This is a genomic window from Mycobacterium sp. NGS51 (genome assembly GCF_059812525.1).
The window spans coordinates 231,753-250,312 of the sequence record NZ_JCALCV010000003.1; the positions used below are offsets into that span (position 1 = coordinate 231,753).

Below are 18,560 nucleotides of genomic sequence, written 5' to 3' on the forward strand. Positions count from 1 at the left end.
TCGGCATGTAGGCACATATAGGGAGACGCAATGACTGTTCAGGACCAGTCGACCGCCACCACCCACGGCGTGATCTTGACCGACGCCGCAGCGGCCAAGGCGAAGTCACTGCTGGACCAGGAAGGCCGCGACGACCTGGCGCTGCGCATCGCGGTTCAGCCGGGCGGGTGCGCCGGTCTGCGGTACAACCTGTTTTTCGACGACCGTTCCCTCGACGGTGACCTGACCGCAGAGTTCGGTGGTGTGAAGCTGTCTGTCGACCGAATGAGCGCTCCTTACCTGCAAGGTGCCTCGATCGACTTCGTCGACACGATCGAAAAGCAGGGCTTCACGATCGACAACCCCAACGCGGGCGGTTCGTGCTCCTGCGGCGACTCGTTCAACTGAGGCCGTCGTCTTCGGCGGGTTAGTAGCTGCCCGCTGTTCGCAGCACGTAAGAACACACGCGCACTTGGTTGTGCTGGAACAATAACTGCGCGATACCCTGCACCTCGTCGCGCGGGGGCCCGCCCGTTGCGGGGGTGACCCGCATAGTGAACAGCACCTGCGCCTGGTAGTTCGACCAGTAGACAATCTTGTCGATCGAGGTCACCTGGGCGGCGGAGAACTGCTTGCGAAAGGCGTCGCTGGACAGTTTGGCCAGCGCCTCGTCCGGCCGTCGATCCCGGACGGCGTCGTAAATACCGCACAACGTGTTGCGGGCGATGGCTTCGGTATCGCGGTGCTCCAGCGCGTCCAGATAGCCCTGGATCGCCGATTTGGCCGTCGCCTCGGAAAATACGGCACCGGTAGTGGCCGATTTGTCGCTCCGCACCCCGTACACGATCGCCCCAGTCATCACGGCGATCAGTGCCACAGCCACCAACGCTCCGATGATCCACCGTCGTCGCTGCCGCGTTGGATAGGGCACCGGCGGGGGCAACTGGCCCGGGTAAGCGGCCGCGGGCGGCGCTGCCTGCGTATTTCCTGCCCCTGTTGAGTCGGGGTGGTCGGGCGGCGTCGGAATCGGCTGGCTGGGATGCGGATCGGTGAACGGCGGCCCGTCGGCGCCGAGAGGGTGGTTCGGCGAGTAGGGACCGGGCATCAAGGGTTCTCCTACGCTGTGGATGAGACGGCGGACGGTCGCCGTCAGCAGCCATCGGGTTGCTCTAGGCAGGCTAACGCACCCTTGACGGCTGGCCGCGGTGCAACGGCCACCGCTACCGCGCGTAGTCTTCGCTAGACGAGCTTAGAAAATGAAGGGTGGATCTTTCGTGACGATTGCGGTGACCGGTTCGATTGCAACTGACCATTTGATGCGCTTTCCGGGCCGGTTTTCCGAACAACTGCTCGCGGATCACTTGCAGAAGGTTTCGCTGAGCTTTCTGGTCGACGATCTGGTGATCCACCGCGGCGGGGTGGCCGGCAACATGGCTTATGCCATCGGCGTGCTCGGCGGCGATGTCGCGCTGGTGGGCGCTGCCGGCGACGACTTCGGTGACTACCGCGAATGGCTGCAAAGCCACGGCGTCAAGTGCGACAACGTGCTGATCTCGACGACGTCGCACACCGCGCGCTTCGTCTGCACCACCGACACCGAGATGGCCCAGATCGCCTCGTTCTATCCGGGCGCCATGTCGGAGGCGCGGAACATCTCCCTGGCCAAGGTCGTCGATGACGTCGGCACACCGGAATTGGTGATCGTCGGGGCCAACGACCCGGAGGCCATGTTCCTGCACACCGAGGAGTGCCGCAAGCTCGGGCTGGCGTTTGCCGCCGACCCGTCTCAGCAGTTGGCCCGGTTGACCGGCGAGGAGATCCGCCGGCTCATCGATGGCGCCACCTACCTGTTCACCAACGACTACGAATGGGATCTGCTGCTGTCCAAGACCGGCTGGACCGAGGCCGAGGTGATGGCCCAGGTCGGGCTGCGGGTAACCACGCTGGGTGCCAAAGGGGTCGACATCGTCGACCGCGACGGCGCCACCATCCACGTCGGCGTGGTGCCGGAGACCAGCCAGGTCGACCCCACCGGCGTCGGCGACGCGTTCCGGGCCGGCTTTTTGACCGGCCGCAGCGCGGGTTTGAGCCTGGAGCGTTCTGCCCAGCTCGGATCGCTGGTCGCAGTGCTGGTGCTGGAGTCGACCGGCACCCAGGAATGGGAGTGGGACCGCGAGTCCGCGGTGAGCCGGCTGGCCGGTGCCTACGGCGACGAGGCCGCTGCCGAGATCGCCGCGGCGCTGGCTTAAGCGCCGCGTCTGCTCGGCGCTACAACTGCACCGGGTAGTGCGGTTCGCTGATCTGCGGCACCACACTGTGCTCGACGAAGATCGCGTACCACAGCATGAAAATCAGCACGGTCCACAATCGGCGGCTGTGATCGGTTGTACCGCAACGATGTTCGTCGAGCATCCGGCGTACCGCGGCGACGTCGACGAACTCGCCGGCCTGTGACGAGTCCGTCAGGGCGTAGGCCCACTCCAGCAGTTCGCCGGCGCGCAGCCAGTGCCGGATCGGCACCGGGAAGCCCAGCTTGGGCCGGTTGAGCACATGCGCGGGGACGACGGACTCCAGCGCGCGGCGCAGCGCATACTTCGTTGTAGTGCGGGTGATCTTGGCTTCCAGCGGCAACCGCGAAGCCACCGCGAACACCTCGGGGTCCAGGAACGGCACTCGCAGTTCCAGCGAGTTGGCCATCGTCATCTTATCGGCTTTGACCAGGATGTCGCCGCGTAGCCAAGTGAACAGGTCGATGTGCTGCATGCGGGCTACCGGATCCCATCCGGCCGATTCGGCGTAGATCGGGGCCGTCACATCGGTGTGGGTCCAGTCCGGACGAAACCCGGGCAGCACGGCACGCAGCTGCGCATCGGAGAAACTACGCGCGTTGCCGTAGTAGCGCTCCTCCAGCGTCAGCGATCCGCGGTGCAGCAGACTCTTGCCGCGCATGCCGTCGGGCAGCGGCTTGGACACCTTGCCCATCGACCGACGCAGCGGGGCGGGCAGATAATCGAACGGCCGCAGCGACAGCGGTTCCCGATAGATCGTGTAGCCACCGAACAGTTCGTCGGCGCCTTCGCCAGAGAGCACCACCTTGACATGCTTGCGGGCTTCGCGCGCGACGAAGAACAGCGGCACCAGCGCCGGGTCGGCTACCGGTTCGTCGAGGTACCAGACAATCTCCGGGAGGGCGGCGACGAACTCTGCCGGGCTGACCACCTTGGCGATATGCCGTGCACCGATCGCCTCGGCCGAAGCGACGGCCACGTCGATCTCGGAGAATCCCTCCCGCTCGAAGCCGGTGGTGAAGGTGATCAGCCGCGGGTTGTGCCGGATGGCCAGGGCCGCGATCGCCGTGGAGTCGATGCCGCCGGACAGAAACGACCCGACCGTGACGTCGGCGCGCATGTGCTTGGCCACCGAGTCCTCTAACACCGCGGTGATCTCGTCGTAGCGAGCCTGCGCGGTATCCCGGGTGATCGGGGTGGCGGCGAATCGCGGCACGAAGTAACGGGTGGTCTGCGGTGCAGGGTCCCCGGGGCGAATCCGGGTGTAGCAGCCCGACTCGAGCCGGCGCACCCCGCGGTGCAGTGTCTCCGGCTCGGGTACGTACTGCAGCACCGTGTAGTGCTGCACGGCCCGAAGGTCGAGTCGGGTGTCGAAGCCCACCAGGTCGGCCAGATCCAACAGGCACTTCTTCTCGCTGGCTACCGCGGTACCGCCGGATCCGGTCGCCACAAACAGCGGCTTGATACCGAATGGGTCTCGGGCGCAGAACAATTCGCCGGTGACGGTGTCCCACAGTGCAAACGCGAACATGCCGCGCAACCGCACCAACGCGCCGGGGCCCCAGTGGTGGTAGGCGGCGATGATGGCCTCGCCGTCGCCGTCGGTGGTGAACGCGACGCCGTGCTCGGCGGTCAGCTCTGCACGCAACTCCAGGTAGTTGTAAATCTCGCCGTTGAACACCAGCACATACCGCTCGGGTGTCTCCGGCGGTCCCCAGCGCAGCGGCTGGTGTGAGTGGGCGATGTCGATGATGGACAGCCGGTTGAAGCCCAGCGCGGCCGTCCCATCGGGGTCAGCCCAAGTCCCCGGCTCGTCGGGCCCGCGGTGACGCATCAGATGCGAAGCGCGGGCGATCGCGTCGGTGGCTCCGTCGGCGCCGTCGGCCGCGGGAGAACCGGGCGGAACATCGCCGGCCGCGGCGGCCACGAAGGCCAGCAGTCCACACATCGCGCCCAAGTATGCCGCACCCTCGCGAATAGGCTGATCGGGCGACGGGCAAGGGGTAGCGCCAGCGCGGCGGGGACCCCAGCCTGCGAGGGGACGGCGCGGGGGAGTCTGCGCGGCTCGCCAGGACACGTGGTCTACGCTGCGTAGTAGTATTCGACAGCTGCGGCGAGTCGGCCGACTCCCGTCGGCCCAGCTTGTGATACAGGAGGCGCCAACGTGACACTCCGCGGGCCAAGCCGTTCTGCAGGCTCCCGTCGGCTTCGGCTCTTGGTATTGGCCGGCACGCTGGGCGTCCTGGCGGTCACCCTGAGCGGATGCAGCTGGCAGGAGGCACTGGGCCTGGGCTGGCCGCGCGGGATCACCCCCGAAGCGGATGCCAACCGGCAGCTGTGGCTTGGCGCGGTGATCGCCTCGTTGGTGGTAGGGGTCATCGTGTGGGGCCTGATCTTCTGGGCCGCGGCGTTCCACCGCAAAAAGGCCAGTGACACCGAGTTGCCGCGCCAGTTCGGCTACAACATGCCGCTAGAGCTGGTGCTGACTGTCACACCGTTTCTGATCATCTCGGTGCTGTTCTATTTCACCGTGGTGGTGCAGGAAAAGATCATGCATCTGGCGTCCGACCCCGAGGTCGTCGTCGACGTCACGTCGTTCCAGTGGAACTGGAAGTTCGGCTACCAAAAGGTCGATTTCAAGGACGGCACGCTCAAATACGACGGCGCCGACCCTGCGAAGAAGGCGGCGATGGTGTCCAAGCCGGAAGGCAAGGACAAGCACGGCGAGGAACTGGTCGGCCCAGTGGCCGGCCTCAACACCGAGGACCGCACCTATCTCAACTTCGACAAGGTCGAGACATTGGGCACCAGCACCGAAATCCCGGTCCTGGTCCTGCCGAAGGGCAAGCGGATCGAATTCCAACTGGCGTCGGCTGACGTCGTGCATGCGTTCTGGGTGCCGGAGTTCTTGTTCAAGCGGGACGTAATGCCCCATCCCCAGGCCAACAACTCGGTGAACCGATTCCAGGTCGCCGAGATCAACCAAATCGGGTCATTCGTCGGCCGCTGCGCCGAGATGTGCGGCACCTATCACTCGATGATGAACTTCGAGGTCCGGGTGGTGGCGCCCAACGACTTCAAGGCCTATTTGGACCAGCGGATCGGCGGCAAGACGAACGCCCAGGCGCTGCAGGCGATCAACCAGTCTCCCGTCGCGGTCACAACGCATCCGTTCGAAACCCGCCGCGGACAGCTGTCGCCGGCGGCGAGCAAGTAGGGACACCTATGCATATCGAAGCCAGGCTGTTCGAATTCATCGCCGCGTTCTTCATCGTGGTCGCCGTGATCTACGCCGTGCTGACGACGTTGTTCGCCACCGGTGGGGTGGAATGGGCCGGCACCACCGCGCTGGTGCTGACCGCCGGTCTGGCGATCATCGTCGCGACCTTTTTCCGGTTTGTGGCGCGCCGGCTCGACACCCGTCCGGAAGACTACGAGGGCGCCGAGATCAGCGATGGTGCAGGCGAATTAGGCTTTTTCAGTCCGCACAGTTGGTGGCCCATCATGATCGCCCTGGCGGGTTCGGTGACCGCCGTCGGTATCGGGCTGTGGTTGCCGTGGTTGATTGCCGCCGGCGTGGTGTTCGTCCTCGCGTCGGCAGGCGGATTGGTCTTCGAGTACTACCTCGGGCCCGAGAAGCACTGATCAGGTCGCGCACAAGGTCACAATCAGGGCATCAGTTGACCCGTCACCAGGTCGCCGGGAATGCCGTGCACCTGCCGGTTGGGTAGGGTTTGCGAGGCACAATGTGGAATTGCGGAGCGTGCGCTGGGCAATGCAGGCGCGTTGTCGCCTGCACTGGTGACGTAGTTGGACAGGACAGACGAACATGAGCGGGCCGAATCCCCCAGGACCGGAACCTGGCGAACTGGAGACCGGCAGCGAGCTCAGCGACGACGACAACGATTTCGCCGGCGAGCACCTGGGGGAGCAGACCGGCGAAAGTGACCCGACCAGCGAGACGGATGCCTATTCGCAGGCCTATTCGGCTCCGGAGTCTGAACACTTCACCAGCGGTCCCTATGTGCCCATCGACCTCGACCTCTACGACTACGACAGCTACCACGAGGCAGAGGGCGACGAACCCCACCCGCCACGCTGGCCGTGGGTTGTCGGTGTGGCCGCGATCGTCGCGGCGATCGCCCTCGTGGTGTCGGTGTCGTTGCTATTCGCGCGTACCGACACACAGGATCTGGCCACCCCGGAAACTGCGCCCTCGTCTGCGCCGCCGATTCAGGACGAGATCACCGTCACCACTCCGCCGCCGGCGCCCCCTCCGCCATCCACCAGTGAGCCGCCCCCACCGCCCCCGCCGCCCCCCGCCGAGGCTCCACCGCCGCCGGCTCCGGAGCCGGCCCCGGCCCCGGAGCCGCCGCCCGTCGCGGCTCCACCGCCGCCACCACCACCGACGACCACCGCTCCGGCCGGTCCTCGGCAGGTCACCTATTCGGTAACCGGCACCAAGGCGCCCGGCGACATCATCTCGGTGACCTACATCGATGCCTCTGGCCGGCGGCGCACCCAACACAACGTCTATATCCCGTGGTCGATCACGGTCACCCCGATCTCGCAGTCTGAAGTCGGCTCAGTGGAGGCGTCGAGTCTTTTCCGGGTCAGCAGACTCAACTGCACGATCACCACCAGCGACGGAGCCGTGCTGTCGTCGAACGAGAACAACGCACCGCAGACGAACTGCTGATGGTCAACAGATATTCGGACAGCCGAGGTGGGTGGGCTATGGCGTCGTCGACCACCGGCGATCGCATTCTGGTTGGGGTCTGCGCCGCGATCTGGCTGGTGCTGATCGGTGTGAGCGTGGCGGCCACTGTCGCGCTGATCGATTTGGGACGGGGCTTTCACGAGACGGCGGGCAACCCGCACACCTCGTCGGTGCTCTACGTCATCATCGTCATTTCGGCGTTGATCATCGTCGGCGCGATCCCGGTGCTACTGCGTGCCCGGCGCACGACTCGGGTCGAGCCCGCGGCGCAATCGGAGCACATCACGGCTCGTGCTGCGGCCGCGCCACCGATCAGGGCGGAGTATCCGCCGGCTCGCGGCCCGGCCGGCCAGACCGAGCGGTTGACCGCGCTGCGGGCGGCCAGCGCTTTCACAGACGCGACCATAGATCGCATCTGGTTACGCGGCACCGTCGAACTGGTGACCGCCATGGGGGTTGCGCTGGTCGCTGTCGCGACGGCGACTTACCTGATGGCCATCGGCCACCAGGCCGCGGCCTGGACGGCGTACGTGATCGCCGGCATCGTCACGGTTGCCATGCCGGTGATCCCCTGGCGACACGTGCGGCAGCTACGCCGGATGCTCGACGAACGCTAATTGCGCGCAAGCACCGGCCGAGCCGTCGAGTACGTAATAGGGCGTCAAGCCACGTCAACCCGCGGCGACGGGCCCTAGTGCTCGCCGTCGTGAGAACCGTTGGTGCCGTCTTGGTGCTCGCGTAGCGCGGTGAGGGCGCGCTGTTCGCCGGCGTGCGCCGCCTCCCGCAGTGCGGCGTCTTCGGACGCCGGATCGGCGAACAGCAGGCTGCCCGAGCCGGGCGAGCCGGCCGAGCCGAGCTTGTTCATCTTGTTGGGTACCGGGGCGCCCTGGTATTCCAGCGGTATCGGATGGCCATGGCCGTCGACTGGGCCGAGCGGCTGGTGCAATTCGATGTAGGCACCGTGTGGCAAACGCTTGATGATGCCGGTCTCGATGCCGTGCTCGAGCACCGCACGGTCGCTGCGCTGCAACCCGATGCACCACCGATAGGTGACGAAGTAGATGATCGGCGGTAGCACCACCATCCCGATGCGGCCGATCCAGGTCGTCGCGTTCAGCGAGATGTGGAATTTCCAGGCGATGATGTCGTTCATCGCGGCCAGAGTCAACACCATGTAGAACGCAATCGCCATGGCGCCGATCGCGGTACGAACGGGGGCGTCCCGCGGGCGCTGCAGCAGGTTGTGGTGCGCGTAGTCGCCGGTGAACCTCTTCTCCAGGAACGGGTAGATGGTCAGCAGCACGAAAACCAAGCCCATGATCAACGCCACGCCGACCGGTCCGGGAATCGTGTGGTGCCAGAAGTAGAACTCCCAGGCCGGCCAGAGCCGGGCCAGGCCTTCGGTCCACATCATGTAGAAGTCCGGCTGGCTGCCCGCCGATATCTGAGATGGCTTGTAGGGCCCCAGGTTCCAGATTGGGTTGATCTGCAACAGGCCGCCCATCAGGCCCAGGACGGCGGTGGTCAGCGCGAAGAAGGCGCCGGACTTGACCGCGAAGACCGGCATGACCCGCACACCGACGACGTTTTTCTCGGTGCGCCCGGGCCCGGGGAACTGAGTGTGCTTCTGGAACCAGACCAGCGCCAAATGCGCCCCGATGAGCGCCAGGATGATCCCGGGAATCAGCAGGATGTGCAGCGCGTACAGCCGCGGAATGATGATGTTGCCGGGGAAGTCACCGCCGAACAGCAACCAGTGCAACCAGGTACCGATCACCGGCATGCCCAGCGTGATCGACGAGAAGGCGGCCCGCAGCCCGATACCCGACAGCAGGTCGTCGGGTAGCGAGTAGCCGAAGTAGCCCTCGAACATGGCCAGGATCAGCAGCAGCGAACCGATGACCCAGTTGGCTTCACGGGGCCGACGGAATGCGCCGGTGAAGAAGATGCGCGCCAGGTGCACCATGATCGCCGCGGCGAACATGAGCGCGGCCCAGTGGTGGATCTGGCGGACGAACAGCCCGCCGCGGACTTCGAAGGAGATGTTGAGCGCGGTTTCGTAGGCCCGCGACATTTCCACCCCGCGCAGCGGTTGATAGACGCCGTTGTAGGTGACTTCGGCCATGGACGGGTCGAAGAACAGCGTCAGGTATACGCCGGTGATCAGCAGAACGATGAAGCTGTACAGCGCGATCTCGCCAAGCAGGAACGACCAGTGGGTGGGGAAGACCTTGTTGAGCTGGCGCCGCACCGCGGCCGACGGGTGATAGCGGGTGTCGATGTCCTGCGCTTGACGGGCGAGGGTGTTGCCGATATCGATTTTCGGACTCATGAGGTGCGCTCCCAAAATGCCGGCCCGACTGGTTCGATGAAGTCGCCGTTGGCGACCAGATAACCGTTGCTGTCAATGGTGATGGGCAGCTGCGCCAGCGCACGCGCCGCCGGACCGAAAATCGGTTTGGCGTACTGCAATGCGTCGAACTGCGACTGATGGCACGGGCACAGAATGCGGTAGGACTGCTGCTCGTAAAGTGATGAGGGACAACCCAAATGCGAGCAAACCTTGGTGTAGGCGAAGAACTCGCCGAAGTTGAAGCTCTCCTGACCCTTGCGTTTGGTCACCCGCGACATGTCACCTGGCTTGAGGCGGATCAGCATCACCGGGTTGCGCACACCCATCATGATCTTGCGCAGTTGTTCACGTGATTCGTGGCTGATCCCGTCGCCGTCAGATTCCCGCCACGGAAAGACGGTCTCCATTCCGCCGGCGTCGACATCTTCCGGACGCATCCGGACGAACGGCGATCCCAGGTGCTCACCGGTAGCGCGGGCCAGATAGATGGTCTCGCCGCGGTACCGCGGCGTCCAGCCCGAGGTCCACAGCACGGCCTTTTTACCGTCGGCGGTCTGCACCACCGGTTTCCACGGGTTTTTGATCAGACCGCCGATAAATGCGACCAGAGTGCCGAGGCCGAAAGCTCCGAGGCTCAATCCCAACGACATTCCGATCAGCTTGCGACGCCGCAGCGTCGAGCCCTCGAAAGCATCGGTCAGATTGGCGACCACTGTCTTGCGGTGGATCTCCGGGGAGTCGCCGTCGTGGCGCTCCTGGATCGAAATCTCCTCGGGGATAAACCGTTTCTGGAACAGCACCGCGCCGACCGCGATCGCGAGAATGGACAGCCCGAATGTCAGACCGTAGAGCGGGGTGGTCAGCGAGTACAAGAAGCTGCCCTCAGCCTCCATCGGCTTGTACTCCCAGGGCCAGAACAGGAACACCAAAAGCAGCGCCAACCCGAAACCGCCACCGGCCAAGAACCACAACGCAATTCCGCGGTCGGCGCGCTTCTCGGCTTTGGTTCCCGCGACCGGCCAACGAGATTCCTTGTAGACCGTTTCGACACCGTCGAGCCGGCCACCAAGCTCGACGAGCTCCTCGCGCGACATCGCGTTCAGTTCGGCATCGCTGGGCTGACCCGGAGCACCTTGCTGGCCGGGGGTGTCGGTGCCCTTGCCCTCTCCGCTGACCCCGTCTCTCATCCGGCGCCGCTCCTCCTCATCGCGTCGCTCTGCATCGTCGCCGGCGCTCATGATCGCGCCCCAATCCACAATGCCGTGCCGATCACGGCAACCATCCCGATGATCCACATCGCCATGCCCTCGGGCGCCGGTCCGAAGCCGCCCAGACCGTAGCCGCCTGGTTGACGTTCTTCGCTGACGGTTTTCACATAGGCGATGATGTCCTTCTTGGCCTCGAAGGACAGCTGACGGTCAGAAAACTTGGGCATATTCTGCGGCCCGGTCAGCATGGCGGTGAGAATCTGCTGTTCGTTGGCCGGCTCCAGGTCCGGGGCGTATTTCCCCGACGACAATGCGCCGCCCTTGCCGGTGAAGTTGTGGCACGACGCGCAGTTGAGCCGGAACAAGTCGCCGCCGCGGCCCAGGTCGTAACCGCGCAGCGATTGCATCGCCGGGCTGCCGTCCAGCGTGCGCACCACCGTGGGGCCGCCACCGTTGGCCTGCACGTAGGCGCCCAGCGCGTCGATCTGCCCGCCGTCGAAGATCGGTTCCTTTCGGGGCGCCTGTGCTTCACCGCGTGCGGCGGGCATCCGTCCGGTGGACACCTGGAAGTAGACGGCCGCCTCACCGACGCCGATCAGGCTCGGGCCGCGATCCGGCACACCCTGCAGATTGGCACCGTGACACGTCACGCAGGAGGTATCGAACAGCTGCTTGCCGGTACGCAGCAGCGCCGAGGAGGACTCGTCGGCCACGGCCACCTGGGGAGTTGGGGTCAGCACCGCGGCCAGCCCGCCGGCGACCGCCAGCGCCATCAACAGCAGCAGTCCGGCCGACAACCGGCGACGAAGCCGCCGTCGCGAGCGATTACTCCCCAGTGTCTTCAAGCGAACACTCCTGTTCGTCAGGCGGCTGGTCATCGGATGAAGTAGATCGTGGCGAACAGCGCGATCCAGACGATGTCGACGAAGTGCCAGTAATAGGAGACGACGATCGACGCGGTTGCTTGCGCCGGCGTGAACTTGCTCATCGTGGTGCGGGCCAGCAGGAAGATGAAGGCGACCAGCCCGCCGATGACGTGCAGGCCGTGGAAGCCGGTGGCCAGGTAGAAGACGCTGCCGTAGGCGCTGCTGGGGATTGTGGTGCCGTGGCCCACCAGGTGGTAGTACTCGTAGGCCTGGCCCAGGACGAAGAACAGCCCCATCAAGAACGTGACGAAATACCAGCGGCGCAGCCCGAAGACGTCGCCGCGCTCGGCGGCGAACACTCCCATCTGGCAGGTGAACGACGAGGCGATCAGCACGAGCGTGACCGGAACCGCCTGGTAGAGGTTCAATTCCGTCGGCGGGGGCGGCCAGTCACCGCCGCCTTGAGCGCGCGCTGTGAAGTACATCGCAAACAACCCAGCAAAGAACATCAGCTCGCTGGAAAGCCACACAATGGTGCCGACGCTGACCATGTTGGGCCGGTTGAGCGAATGCACGCGCGCCGTGATAGCAGTACCCGAGGTTCCCACCGCACTCGTCACATCCGCAAGTATGACGCTTTGTAGTTGTCGAACTCCACCCGGGGCGGCAATTGGCGAGTCGCTGCCGCATAAGCTGCCACCAGTTACCGGTGTGGGACCATCGGCGCGTGGCGGAGTCATCTTCCGGGTCGTCTTGGCCGCGGGTGCTCGGCGGTCTGATGGCCGGCCAGAACCTGGCGCGCGGACAGGCCGCCTGGGCGATGGAGCAGATCATGACCGGCGCCGCGGCGCCGTCGCAGATCGCCGCGTTCGCGGTCGCGATGACGATGAAGGTTCCCACTGCCGCGGAGGTCAGCGAGCTGGCCGAGGTCATGCTCCACCACGTGCATCGGCTGCCCGTCGACGCGATCGGCACCGACACCGTCGATGTGGTTGGGACCGGTGGCGACGGCGTATCCACCGTCAACCTGTCCACGATGGCTGCAATCGTGGTGGCCGCCGCCGGCCTACCGGTGGTCAAGCACGGTAACCGCGCGGCCTCGTCGCTGTCCGGCGGTGCCGACACGCTCGAAGCCTTAGGTGTGCGCATCGACCTGAACCCCGCGCAGGTCGCCCGCAGTGTCGCCCAAGTGGGGATCGGGTTCTGCTTCGCGCCGCAGTTTCACCCGTCGTATCGGCATGCGTCGGTGGTGCGACGCGAGGTCGGCGTTCCCACGGTCTTCAATCTGCTTGGGCCGCTCACGAATCCGGGCCGCCCGCGAGCAGGTTTGATCGGCTGCGCGTTCGCCGATCTGGCCGAGGTGATGGCCGGGGTGTTCGCCGCACGCCGGTCCAGCGTCCTGGTGGTGCACGGTGACGACGGTCTCGACGAGCTGACCACCACAACGACCAGCACGATCTGGCGGGTACAGGCGGGCACGGTGGACAAGCTGACGTTCGACCCTGCCGGGTTTGGCTTCGCGCGCGCCGAACTCGCCGACCTGCTTGGCGGCGATGCGGCCGCCAACGCGGCCGAAGCCCGTTCGGTGCTCGCCGGCGCCAAGGGCCCGGTGCGAGATGCGGTGGTGCTCAACGCCGCTGGCGCCATCGTGGCCCACACCGGGCTAGCCAGCCGCGCCGAGTGGTTGCCGGCGTGGGAAGACGGGCTGCACCGTGCCGCTGCCGCCATCGACAGCGGTGCGGCCGAACAGCTGCTCGCGCGATGGGTGCGGTTCGGCCAGCAGATCTGAGTCGCTGGCCTGCTCGGCGGCAACCCGTGCCGAGCGGGCCGAAGCGGCCCACGCAGCCCACGATCCGGCGGACCTCAACGGCGAACACCAGCCCGCAGCAGCATCCACGATGCGCACTCCGGGCCCGCCGAGCCAGCGCGCGATCAGTGCCGTCTCCTCGACCAGCGCCCCGCCCAGCGGGGCGGACGCCGGCAGTATCACCTGCGCGCCCGCCCGCAGCGCGTCGACGACGGGCATCGGCGGCACGCCGCGGGCCGCAGTGCCGGCCGCAGCCAGTTGCCCGTAGCGGATGACGGCGAGCTGCCAGCCGCCGTGTCCATCCGGTGCGGCGGCCACCAACTCGGCCAGCGCCGCCAGCGCCCGCAGGCGCTGGCCACGCCAGAGCACCTCGACCGCAGCACCGGTGTGGTCACGTAGCCGCGCGGCGCTCTCGTAGCGGTGCCGCTCGGCCAGGGCGGTGATCTGGGCTACCGCCGCCCCCAGCGCGGCGTTGTCGGCACCGTCGATCAACGCGGCGGCGCGCTGCGCCGTGGGCAGGTATTCCGCGGCGGTGATCTCGCGGCCGGCCGGACACGGCGACACTTCCCGCGGTGGACACGCCGGACCGTGCAGCGCCGAACGCGCCAGCCGGGCGGTGCAGGTGCGCACGCCGGTGAACCGCGCCAGCAGCGCCGCGGTGTCGGCAGCGTCGACCCGGGAACGAAACGGGCCGACCGCACGCTCGTGCCGCGGCGCCCGCACCACCGTCAGGCGGGGGAACGCCTCGTCGGTCAACACAACCCACCACCACCGGTGCGGGTATCGCGAGCGACGGTTATAGGGCGGGGCGTGCGCGGCCAGCATCCGCAGTTCGCGAACGCCGGCTTCCAGTGGGTGCGCGCATACGACATGATCGACGGCGCTGGCCAGCGCGACCATCTCCTTGGTGCGACCGCGCGGGTCAGAGCCGTTGAAGTACTGGGTGACCCTGCGCCGCAGGTCGGTTGCAGTGCCGACGTAGAGCGCCTCGCCGGACGGCCCGCGAAACAGGTAGACGCCCGGCCGGTGCGGCAGGTCCTGCGCCAGCACCCGTTTGCGGCGCTGAGCCGTCGTCACCCCGGGCAGATACGACCGCAACTCGGGGTAGGTGTGCACCCCTTGGTTGCCCACTCGCTCGATCAGCGCATGTAGTACCTCGACGGTGGCGCGGGCGTCGTCGAGGGCCCGGTGGGTGGGCTCATTGGCGACGACGAAGAGCTGGGCCAACGCGGCCAGCCGCACGCTGGGGGCTTCCTCGCGGGTGAGCACCCGACGGGCCAGCCGGACCGTGCACAGCACCTGCGGCCGGGGCCAGGGGATCCCACAGCGATCGGCGGCGGCACGCAGGAACCCGACGTCGAATCCGGCGTTGTGGGCGACCAGTACCGAGCCGCGGGCGAACTCGAGAAACATTGGCAGCACCGCGCGGATCGTCGGCGCATCACACACCATCGCGGTGGTGATACCGGTCAGTCGCACGATCTGTGGCGGGATGCTGCGCTGCGGGTCGACCAGAGTGGCGAACTCACCCAGCACCGCACCGCCGCGAACCTTGACTGCCCCGATTTCGGTGATCTCGTCGGCTGCCGCACGCCCGCCGGTGGTTTCCAGGTCGACGACGACGAAGGTGGTCTCGCGCAGCGACACGTCCTTGAGCTCGTCGAGACCAGCGAAGCTCAACTGCTCGGGGGCCGGCACACCCATGGCCGAGACGTTAGGCAGCGCCACCGACAGGCGGCGTACCCGGCGCGGCGCGTCGGGCGCGATCACCGCGGCGAACCTTGTCGGTGGTGGCCGTTAGCCTGCGGGGAGATCGATCGACCAGAGCGAAAGGACCAGCCAGATGGCAGAAACCGCCAGGCCCGACAGCCAGGCCGGGCCGCCCGGACCGGTGATCATCGACTGCGACGACTGCGCAGTCCGCGGACCTGGATGCCGCGACTGCGTCGTCAGCGTGCTACTCGGGGTACCGGAAACTTTGCTGGCCGACGAGCGGGCCGCTTTGGAGGTACTCGCCGACGCGGGTATGGCACCCAGGCTGCGGCTGGTGCCCATTCATCGCCCCGGAGTGGCCTGACGGCCGTCAAAATCTTGCTGATTTCTTAATGTTCCGCTGTTGGACAATGCCTATACCGTTTCGTAACCTGTCTGAGACCTAAAGCAAATTCGACGTCTTGTCGACGGGTTTAAAGGATACGAAATTTTGGGGTCGGGGCATGACGGTAGACGCTGGGCTGGACGCACTCACAAGCGATTTGCCGTCGCCGCGATAGCGGGCTTTATCACCATCTTCTCCGGCGCGGTTACCGGCAATGTGCTGGCCGATCCGGCCGATGACGCCATGGCAAAGCTCAATGAGCTGTCTCGCCAGGCGGAACAGACAACCGAGGCGATGCACAGCGCCCAGCTCGACCTCAACGACAAACTGGTTGCGCAGCGCGCCGCGGACAAGAGGCACGCGGACGACCAAGCCGCCGCGCAAGCCACCAAAGCCCGGTTGGCAACCTTCCAGGCCGGTGTCAATAAGTTTGCTGCCGCGATGTACATGGGCGGCCGAACTGACGGCATGGACGCGATCCTGACCGCCGAGTCGCCTCAGCAGTTGATCGGCAAGCTGGCCGTGCAGCGGGTGATCGCCACCGAGATGTCCGCGCAGATGGCCAGTTACCGGACAGCCGGAGAGCAGGCCGCCAAAGCCGAGCAGGCGTCGGCGAAATCGGCGGCAGACGCCAAGACCGCCGCCGAGCAGGCCGCCGCGGTGCGGGCGAGTCTGCAGTCCAAGCAAAGTCAGCTGCAGGTGCAGATCGCTGTCGTCAAGTCGCAGTACCTCTCTCTGTCGCCGGGTCAGCGCACCGCGCTGGCCGAACCGGGGCCGGCCCCGCAGCCCGCTGCGCTGGTAGCCGCTCCCGCGCCGGAAGCGCTGCCGCCCAATGGTGGTGGGCCTGGCGCAGATGCGCCTGAGGCGTTTCCCGGCGGCGCGCCGGGTAGCGGCCAGGCGGCGACGGCCGTGCAGGCGGCGTTGACCCAGGTCGGTGCGCCGTACTCGTGGGGTGGCGCCGCGCCCGGGGGCTTTGATTGTTCTGGCTTGGTGATGTGGGCGTTCCAGCAGGCCGGCATCGCGCTGCCGCACTCCAGCCAGGCGTTGGCTCACGGCGGGCAGCCCATTGCGCTGTCGGACCTGCAGCCCGGTGACGTGCTCACCTTTTACTCCGACGCATCACATGCCGGCATCTACGTTGGTGACGGTCTGATGGTCCATTCCTCCACCTACGGTCAGCCGGTGCGGGTGGTGCCGATGACCTCGTCCGGCCCGATTTACAACGCTCGCCGCTACTGACGCCCAGCCTCGCCGGCGGTGGCCGTCGATGCTGCTGGCATCGGCCCTTGTCGCAGAGTTGGCCCTGGCTGTCGTGGTGCTGATCGGTGCCCTACGAGTTGCACCTGCCGCGGCGCCGCTGACTGTCGACGGGCGCACCATCCGGTTGGTCAACCTCGGCGGTCCAGATACCGACTCGCTGCTGAGGCGCGTCGCGGCGAACATGGGTACGGCCGTCGACGCGGTGCAGACGTTCTGGGGTGCCGACTGGCCGCGCGATATCACCATCGTGGGCACCGGCTCGCAGCACCAGTTCGAGGCCGAGGCCGGTGGTGGATCGGCGGCGCAGTGGGCCGATATCGCGGCGATCGCCGTCGCCGACGAGGTCGATCCGGTCCGCCGGGTGGCCGTCGGCCAGCGGATCGTCTTCGCGCCAGGGGCGGCCGGAATGAGCGAACCGGCGCTGCGAATTGTATTGAGCCACGAGCTTTTCCACTACGCCACCCGCGCAGCCACGGCGCTTGACGCGCCGCGCTGGCTGACCGAAGGCGTGGCTGACTTTGTGGCACGCCCGCCGACCGTGGTGCCCGCGGGCACACTGTTGCCCACCGCTGTGCCATCCGACGCCGACCTCGACACGCCCGGACCGCAGCGCTCACTGGCCTATGACCGGGCATGGTGGTTCGCCCGCTTCGTCGCCGACAGTTACGGGACCGCGACGCTGGCCGGTTTCTACCGGGCCGCGTGCGGTGTTGGGCATGTCGACGTGCCCAGCGCCGTGCGTGACGTGCTGGGCACCGACATGGCCGGCCTCCTTGCCCACTGGCAGCAGTGGCTGACCCGCTCGTCCTGACGCCGGGCTAGCCTACCCAGGTGTCCCGGGTCCTGCTGGTAACCAACGACTTTCCTCCTCGACGCGGCGGCATCCAGTCCTACCTGGGCGAGCTCGTGGATCGGATCGCCGGTTCCGGGGCGCATGAGGTGATGGTCTACGCGCCACAGTGGAAGGGCGCCGACGTCTTCGACGGCCACGCGACCGGCTACCAGGTGGTGCGCCATCCCGGAACTCTGATGTTGCCCGGCCCCACCGTCGACACCCGGATGCGCCGGCTGATCACAGACCAGAGCATCGACACCGTCTGGTTCGGGGCGGCCGCACCGCTGGCATTGCTGGCGCAGCGCGCCCGGGAGGCGGGCGCTACCCGGGTGCTGGCCAGCACGCACGGCCATGAAGTGGGCTGGTCGATGCTTCCGCTGGCGCGGTCGGTGCTGCGTCGCATCGGCGACGGCACCGATGTGGTCACCTTCGTCAGCCGATACACCCGGGCGCGGTTCGCGTCGGCGTTCGGCCCGGCCGCCTCGTTGGAGCACGTGCCACCCGGTGTGGACACCGATCGGTTCCACCCCGATCACGCCGCGCGCACCGAACTGCGTGCCCGCTACCGGCTGGGCCAGCGGCCCACCGTCGTGTGCTTGTCTCGGCTGGTTCCGCGCAAGGGCCAGGACATGCTGATCCGTGCACTGCCGCAAATCCGGCGGCGCGTCGACGGCGCGGCGCTGGTGATTGCCGGCGGCGGCCCGCATGTGACGGCGCTGCGCCGGTTGGCGGACGGCTGCGGGGTAGCCGAACACGTCACGTTCACCGGCGGAGTGGCCGCCGACGAGTTACCCGCGCACCATGCGATGGCCGATGTGTTCGCAATGCCGTGCCGCACCCGCGGCGCCGGGCTGGACGTCGAGGGTCTGGGCATCGTGTTCCTGGAGGCCTCCGCCACCGGCGTACCGGTGATCGCTGGGCGCTCGGGCGGTGCGCCGGAGACCGTGCGGCACGGCGAGACCGGTTTGGTGGTCGACGGCCGGTCGGAGGATCAGGTCGCCGACGCCGTCACCGAGCTGCTGTCCGACCCCGACCGTGCCGCCACCATGGGAGCCGCCGGGCGAGACTGGGTGACGGCGCACTGGCGCTGGGACATGCTGGCCGCGCGGCTGGCCGACCTGCTGCGCGGCTAACGAGCGCGCGCCG

At 66.9% G+C, this 18,560-nt stretch carries 17 protein-coding genes and 1 pseudogene; 11 read left to right on the forward strand and 7 right to left on the reverse strand.

Going from position 1 to position 18,560, the window contains the following annotated elements:
* Window positions 1-30 precede the first annotated feature (30 nt).
* Window positions 31-387 carry a HesB/IscA family protein gene (locus AC5Y5W_RS05440; protein WP_499884179.1) on the forward strand — a complete coding sequence of 119 codons (357 nt, stop codon included), beginning with the start codon at window positions 31-33 and terminating at the stop codon, window positions 385-387.
* A 19-nt stretch (window positions 388-406) separates the two neighbouring features.
* Here AC5Y5W_RS05440 and AC5Y5W_RS05445 read toward each other — a convergent pair whose 3' ends face one another.
* Window positions 407-1,084: an Rv0361 family membrane protein gene (locus tag AC5Y5W_RS05445; protein ID WP_500022206.1), complete on the reverse strand. Its 678-nt coding sequence runs from the start codon at window positions 1,082-1,084 to the stop codon at window positions 407-409.
* A 169-nt stretch (window positions 1,085-1,253) separates the two neighbouring features.
* Between AC5Y5W_RS05445 and AC5Y5W_RS05450 the strand changes: the two genes are divergently transcribed.
* On the forward strand, window positions 1,254-2,228 hold the full coding sequence (locus tag AC5Y5W_RS05450; RefSeq protein WP_500022207.1) for a carbohydrate kinase family protein: 975 nt from the start codon (window positions 1,254-1,256) through the stop codon (window positions 2,226-2,228).
* Between the two features lie 19 nt (window positions 2,229-2,247).
* Here the strand turns inward: AC5Y5W_RS05450 and asnB are convergent, their stop codons facing one another.
* Window positions 2,248-4,215, reverse strand: a complete 1,968-nt coding sequence (gene asnB / locus AC5Y5W_RS05455; protein ID WP_500022208.1) for an asparagine synthase (glutamine-hydrolyzing) — start codon at window positions 4,213-4,215, stop codon at window positions 2,248-2,250.
* A gap of 216 nt (window positions 4,216-4,431) precedes the next feature.
* On the opposite strand from asnB, the gene ctaC reads away from it, so the two are divergent.
* The 4 genes from ctaC to AC5Y5W_RS05475 all read left to right on the forward strand — a co-directional run bounded on the left by ctaC (window position 4,432) and on the right by AC5Y5W_RS05475 (window position 7,604).
* On the forward strand, window positions 4,432-5,484 hold the full coding sequence (ctaC, locus tag AC5Y5W_RS05460; RefSeq protein WP_500022209.1) for an aa3-type cytochrome oxidase subunit II: 1,053 nt from the start codon (window positions 4,432-4,434) through the stop codon (window positions 5,482-5,484).
* 8 nt (window positions 5,485-5,492) lie between these two features.
* Window positions 5,493-5,912 carry a cytochrome c oxidase subunit 4 gene (locus AC5Y5W_RS05465; protein ID WP_500022210.1) on the forward strand — a complete coding sequence of 140 codons (420 nt, stop codon included), beginning with the start codon at window positions 5,493-5,495 and terminating at the stop codon, window positions 5,910-5,912.
* 184 nt (window positions 5,913-6,096) lie between these two features.
* On the forward strand, window positions 6,097-6,966 hold the full coding sequence (locus AC5Y5W_RS05470; protein ID WP_500022211.1) for an MmpS family transport accessory protein: 870 nt from the start codon (window positions 6,097-6,099) through the stop codon (window positions 6,964-6,966).
* A complete protein-coding gene (locus AC5Y5W_RS05475; protein WP_500022212.1) occupies window positions 6,966-7,604 on the forward strand; it encodes a DUF2561 family protein in 639 nt (212 codons plus the stop codon). Before AC5Y5W_RS05470 ends, AC5Y5W_RS05475 begins: the two co-directional genes overlap by 1 nt.
* 74 nt (window positions 7,605-7,678) lie before the next feature.
* On the opposite strand, the gene qcrB is transcribed toward AC5Y5W_RS05475, so the two are convergent.
* Genes qcrB through ctaE form a run of 4 tightly spaced genes read right to left on the reverse strand, consistent with a single transcriptional unit; the run spans window position 7,679 to window position 12,034 of the window.
* Window positions 7,679-9,319, reverse strand: a complete 1,641-nt coding sequence (gene qcrB, locus AC5Y5W_RS05480) for a cytochrome bc1 complex cytochrome b subunit (RefSeq protein ID WP_500022213.1) — start codon at window positions 9,317-9,319, stop codon at window positions 7,679-7,681.
* On the reverse strand, window positions 9,316-10,527 hold the full coding sequence (gene qcrA, locus AC5Y5W_RS05485; RefSeq protein WP_500022231.1) for a cytochrome bc1 complex Rieske iron-sulfur subunit: 1,212 nt from the start codon (window positions 10,525-10,527) through the stop codon (window positions 9,316-9,318). Before qcrA ends, qcrB begins: the two co-directional genes overlap by 4 nt.
* A 47-nt stretch (window positions 10,528-10,574) precedes the next feature.
* Window positions 10,575-11,426 (reverse strand): cytochrome bc1 complex diheme cytochrome c subunit, encoded by an 852-nt coding sequence (gene qcrC, locus AC5Y5W_RS05490; RefSeq protein WP_499884170.1) that lies wholly within the window; start codon window positions 11,424-11,426, stop codon window positions 10,575-10,577.
* A complete protein-coding gene (ctaE, locus tag AC5Y5W_RS05495; protein ID WP_499884169.1) occupies window positions 11,423-12,034 on the reverse strand; it encodes an aa3-type cytochrome oxidase subunit III in 612 nt (203 codons plus the stop codon). Before ctaE ends, qcrC begins: the two co-directional genes overlap by 4 nt.
* A 158-nt stretch (window positions 12,035-12,192) precedes the next feature.
* On the opposite strand from ctaE, the gene trpD reads away from it, so the two are divergent.
* Entirely contained in the window at window positions 12,193-13,203 is a 1,011-nt protein-coding gene (trpD, locus tag AC5Y5W_RS05500; protein ID WP_500022232.1) for an anthranilate phosphoribosyltransferase, read from the forward strand.
* Here the strand turns inward: trpD and AC5Y5W_RS05505 are convergent.
* A pseudogene (locus AC5Y5W_RS05505) lies at window positions 13,141-14,925 on the reverse strand (DEDD exonuclease domain-containing protein); the annotation flags it as partial. The gene trpD and the pseudogene AC5Y5W_RS05505 overlap by 63 nt on opposite strands.
* A gap of 139 nt (window positions 14,926-15,064) precedes the next feature.
* Between AC5Y5W_RS05505 and AC5Y5W_RS05510 the strand changes: the two are divergent.
* The 4 genes from AC5Y5W_RS05510 (at window position 15,065) to pimB (ending at window position 18,547) form a co-directional block, all read left to right on the forward strand.
* Window positions 15,065-15,298 (forward strand): hypothetical protein, encoded by a 234-nt coding sequence (locus AC5Y5W_RS05510; RefSeq protein WP_500022214.1) that lies wholly within the window; start codon window positions 15,065-15,067, stop codon window positions 15,296-15,298.
* A 126-nt stretch (window positions 15,299-15,424) separates the two neighbouring features.
* Complete coding sequence (ripC, locus tag AC5Y5W_RS05515; protein ID WP_500022215.1) at window positions 15,425-16,558, forward strand: peptidoglycan hydrolase RipC; 1,134 nt, start codon at window positions 15,425-15,427, stop codon at window positions 16,556-16,558.
* 31 nt (window positions 16,559-16,589) lie between these two features.
* The gene (locus AC5Y5W_RS05520) at window positions 16,590-17,390 is read left to right on the forward strand and encodes a hypothetical protein (RefSeq protein ID WP_500022233.1); all 801 of its coding nucleotides are present in this window, start codon (window positions 16,590-16,592) and stop codon (window positions 17,388-17,390) included.
* A 20-nt stretch (window positions 17,391-17,410) separates the two neighbouring features.
* Window positions 17,411-18,547, forward strand: coding sequence for a GDP-mannose-dependent alpha-(1-6)-phosphatidylinositol monomannoside mannosyltransferase (gene pimB, locus AC5Y5W_RS05525; protein ID WP_500022216.1), 1,137 nt, complete (start codon window positions 17,411-17,413; stop codon window positions 18,545-18,547).
* The last annotated feature ends 13 nt before the right edge of the window (window positions 18,548-18,560 follow it).

Bases quoted from the DNA above. Each gene is read 5' to 3' on its own strand.
- AC5Y5W_RS05445 (WP_500022206.1), bottom strand. From the start codon at position 1,084: ATGCCCGGTCCCTACTCGCCGAACCACCCTCTCGGCGCCGACGGGCCG.
- AC5Y5W_RS05470 (WP_500022211.1), top strand. From the start codon at position 6,097: ATGAGCGGGCCGAATCCCCCAGGACCGGAACCTGGCGAACTGGAGACC.
- AC5Y5W_RS05475 (WP_500022212.1), top strand. From the start codon at position 6,966: ATGGTCAACAGATATTCGGACAGCCGAGGTGGGTGGGCTATGGCGTCG.
- asnB (WP_500022208.1), bottom strand. From the start codon at position 4,215: ATGTGTGGACTGCTGGCCTTCGTGGCCGCCGCGGCCGGCGATGTTCCG.
- qcrC (WP_499884170.1), bottom strand. From the start codon at position 11,426: ATGACCAGCCGCCTGACGAACAGGAGTGTTCGCTTGAAGACACTGGGG.
- qcrB (WP_500022213.1), bottom strand. From the start codon at position 9,319: ATGAGTCCGAAAATCGATATCGGCAACACCCTCGCCCGTCAAGCGCAG.
- trpD (WP_500022232.1), top strand. From the start codon at position 12,193: ATGGCCGGCCAGAACCTGGCGCGCGGACAGGCCGCCTGGGCGATGGAG.
- AC5Y5W_RS05465 (WP_500022210.1), top strand. From the start codon at position 5,493: ATGCATATCGAAGCCAGGCTGTTCGAATTCATCGCCGCGTTCTTCATC.
- AC5Y5W_RS05510 (WP_500022214.1), top strand. From the start codon at position 15,065: ATGGCAGAAACCGCCAGGCCCGACAGCCAGGCCGGGCCGCCCGGACCG.
- AC5Y5W_RS05440 (WP_499884179.1), top strand. From the start codon at position 31: ATGACTGTTCAGGACCAGTCGACCGCCACCACCCACGGCGTGATCTTG.
- qcrA (WP_500022231.1), bottom strand. From the start codon at position 10,527: ATGAGAGACGGGGTCAGCGGAGAGGGCAAGGGCACCGACACCCCCGGC.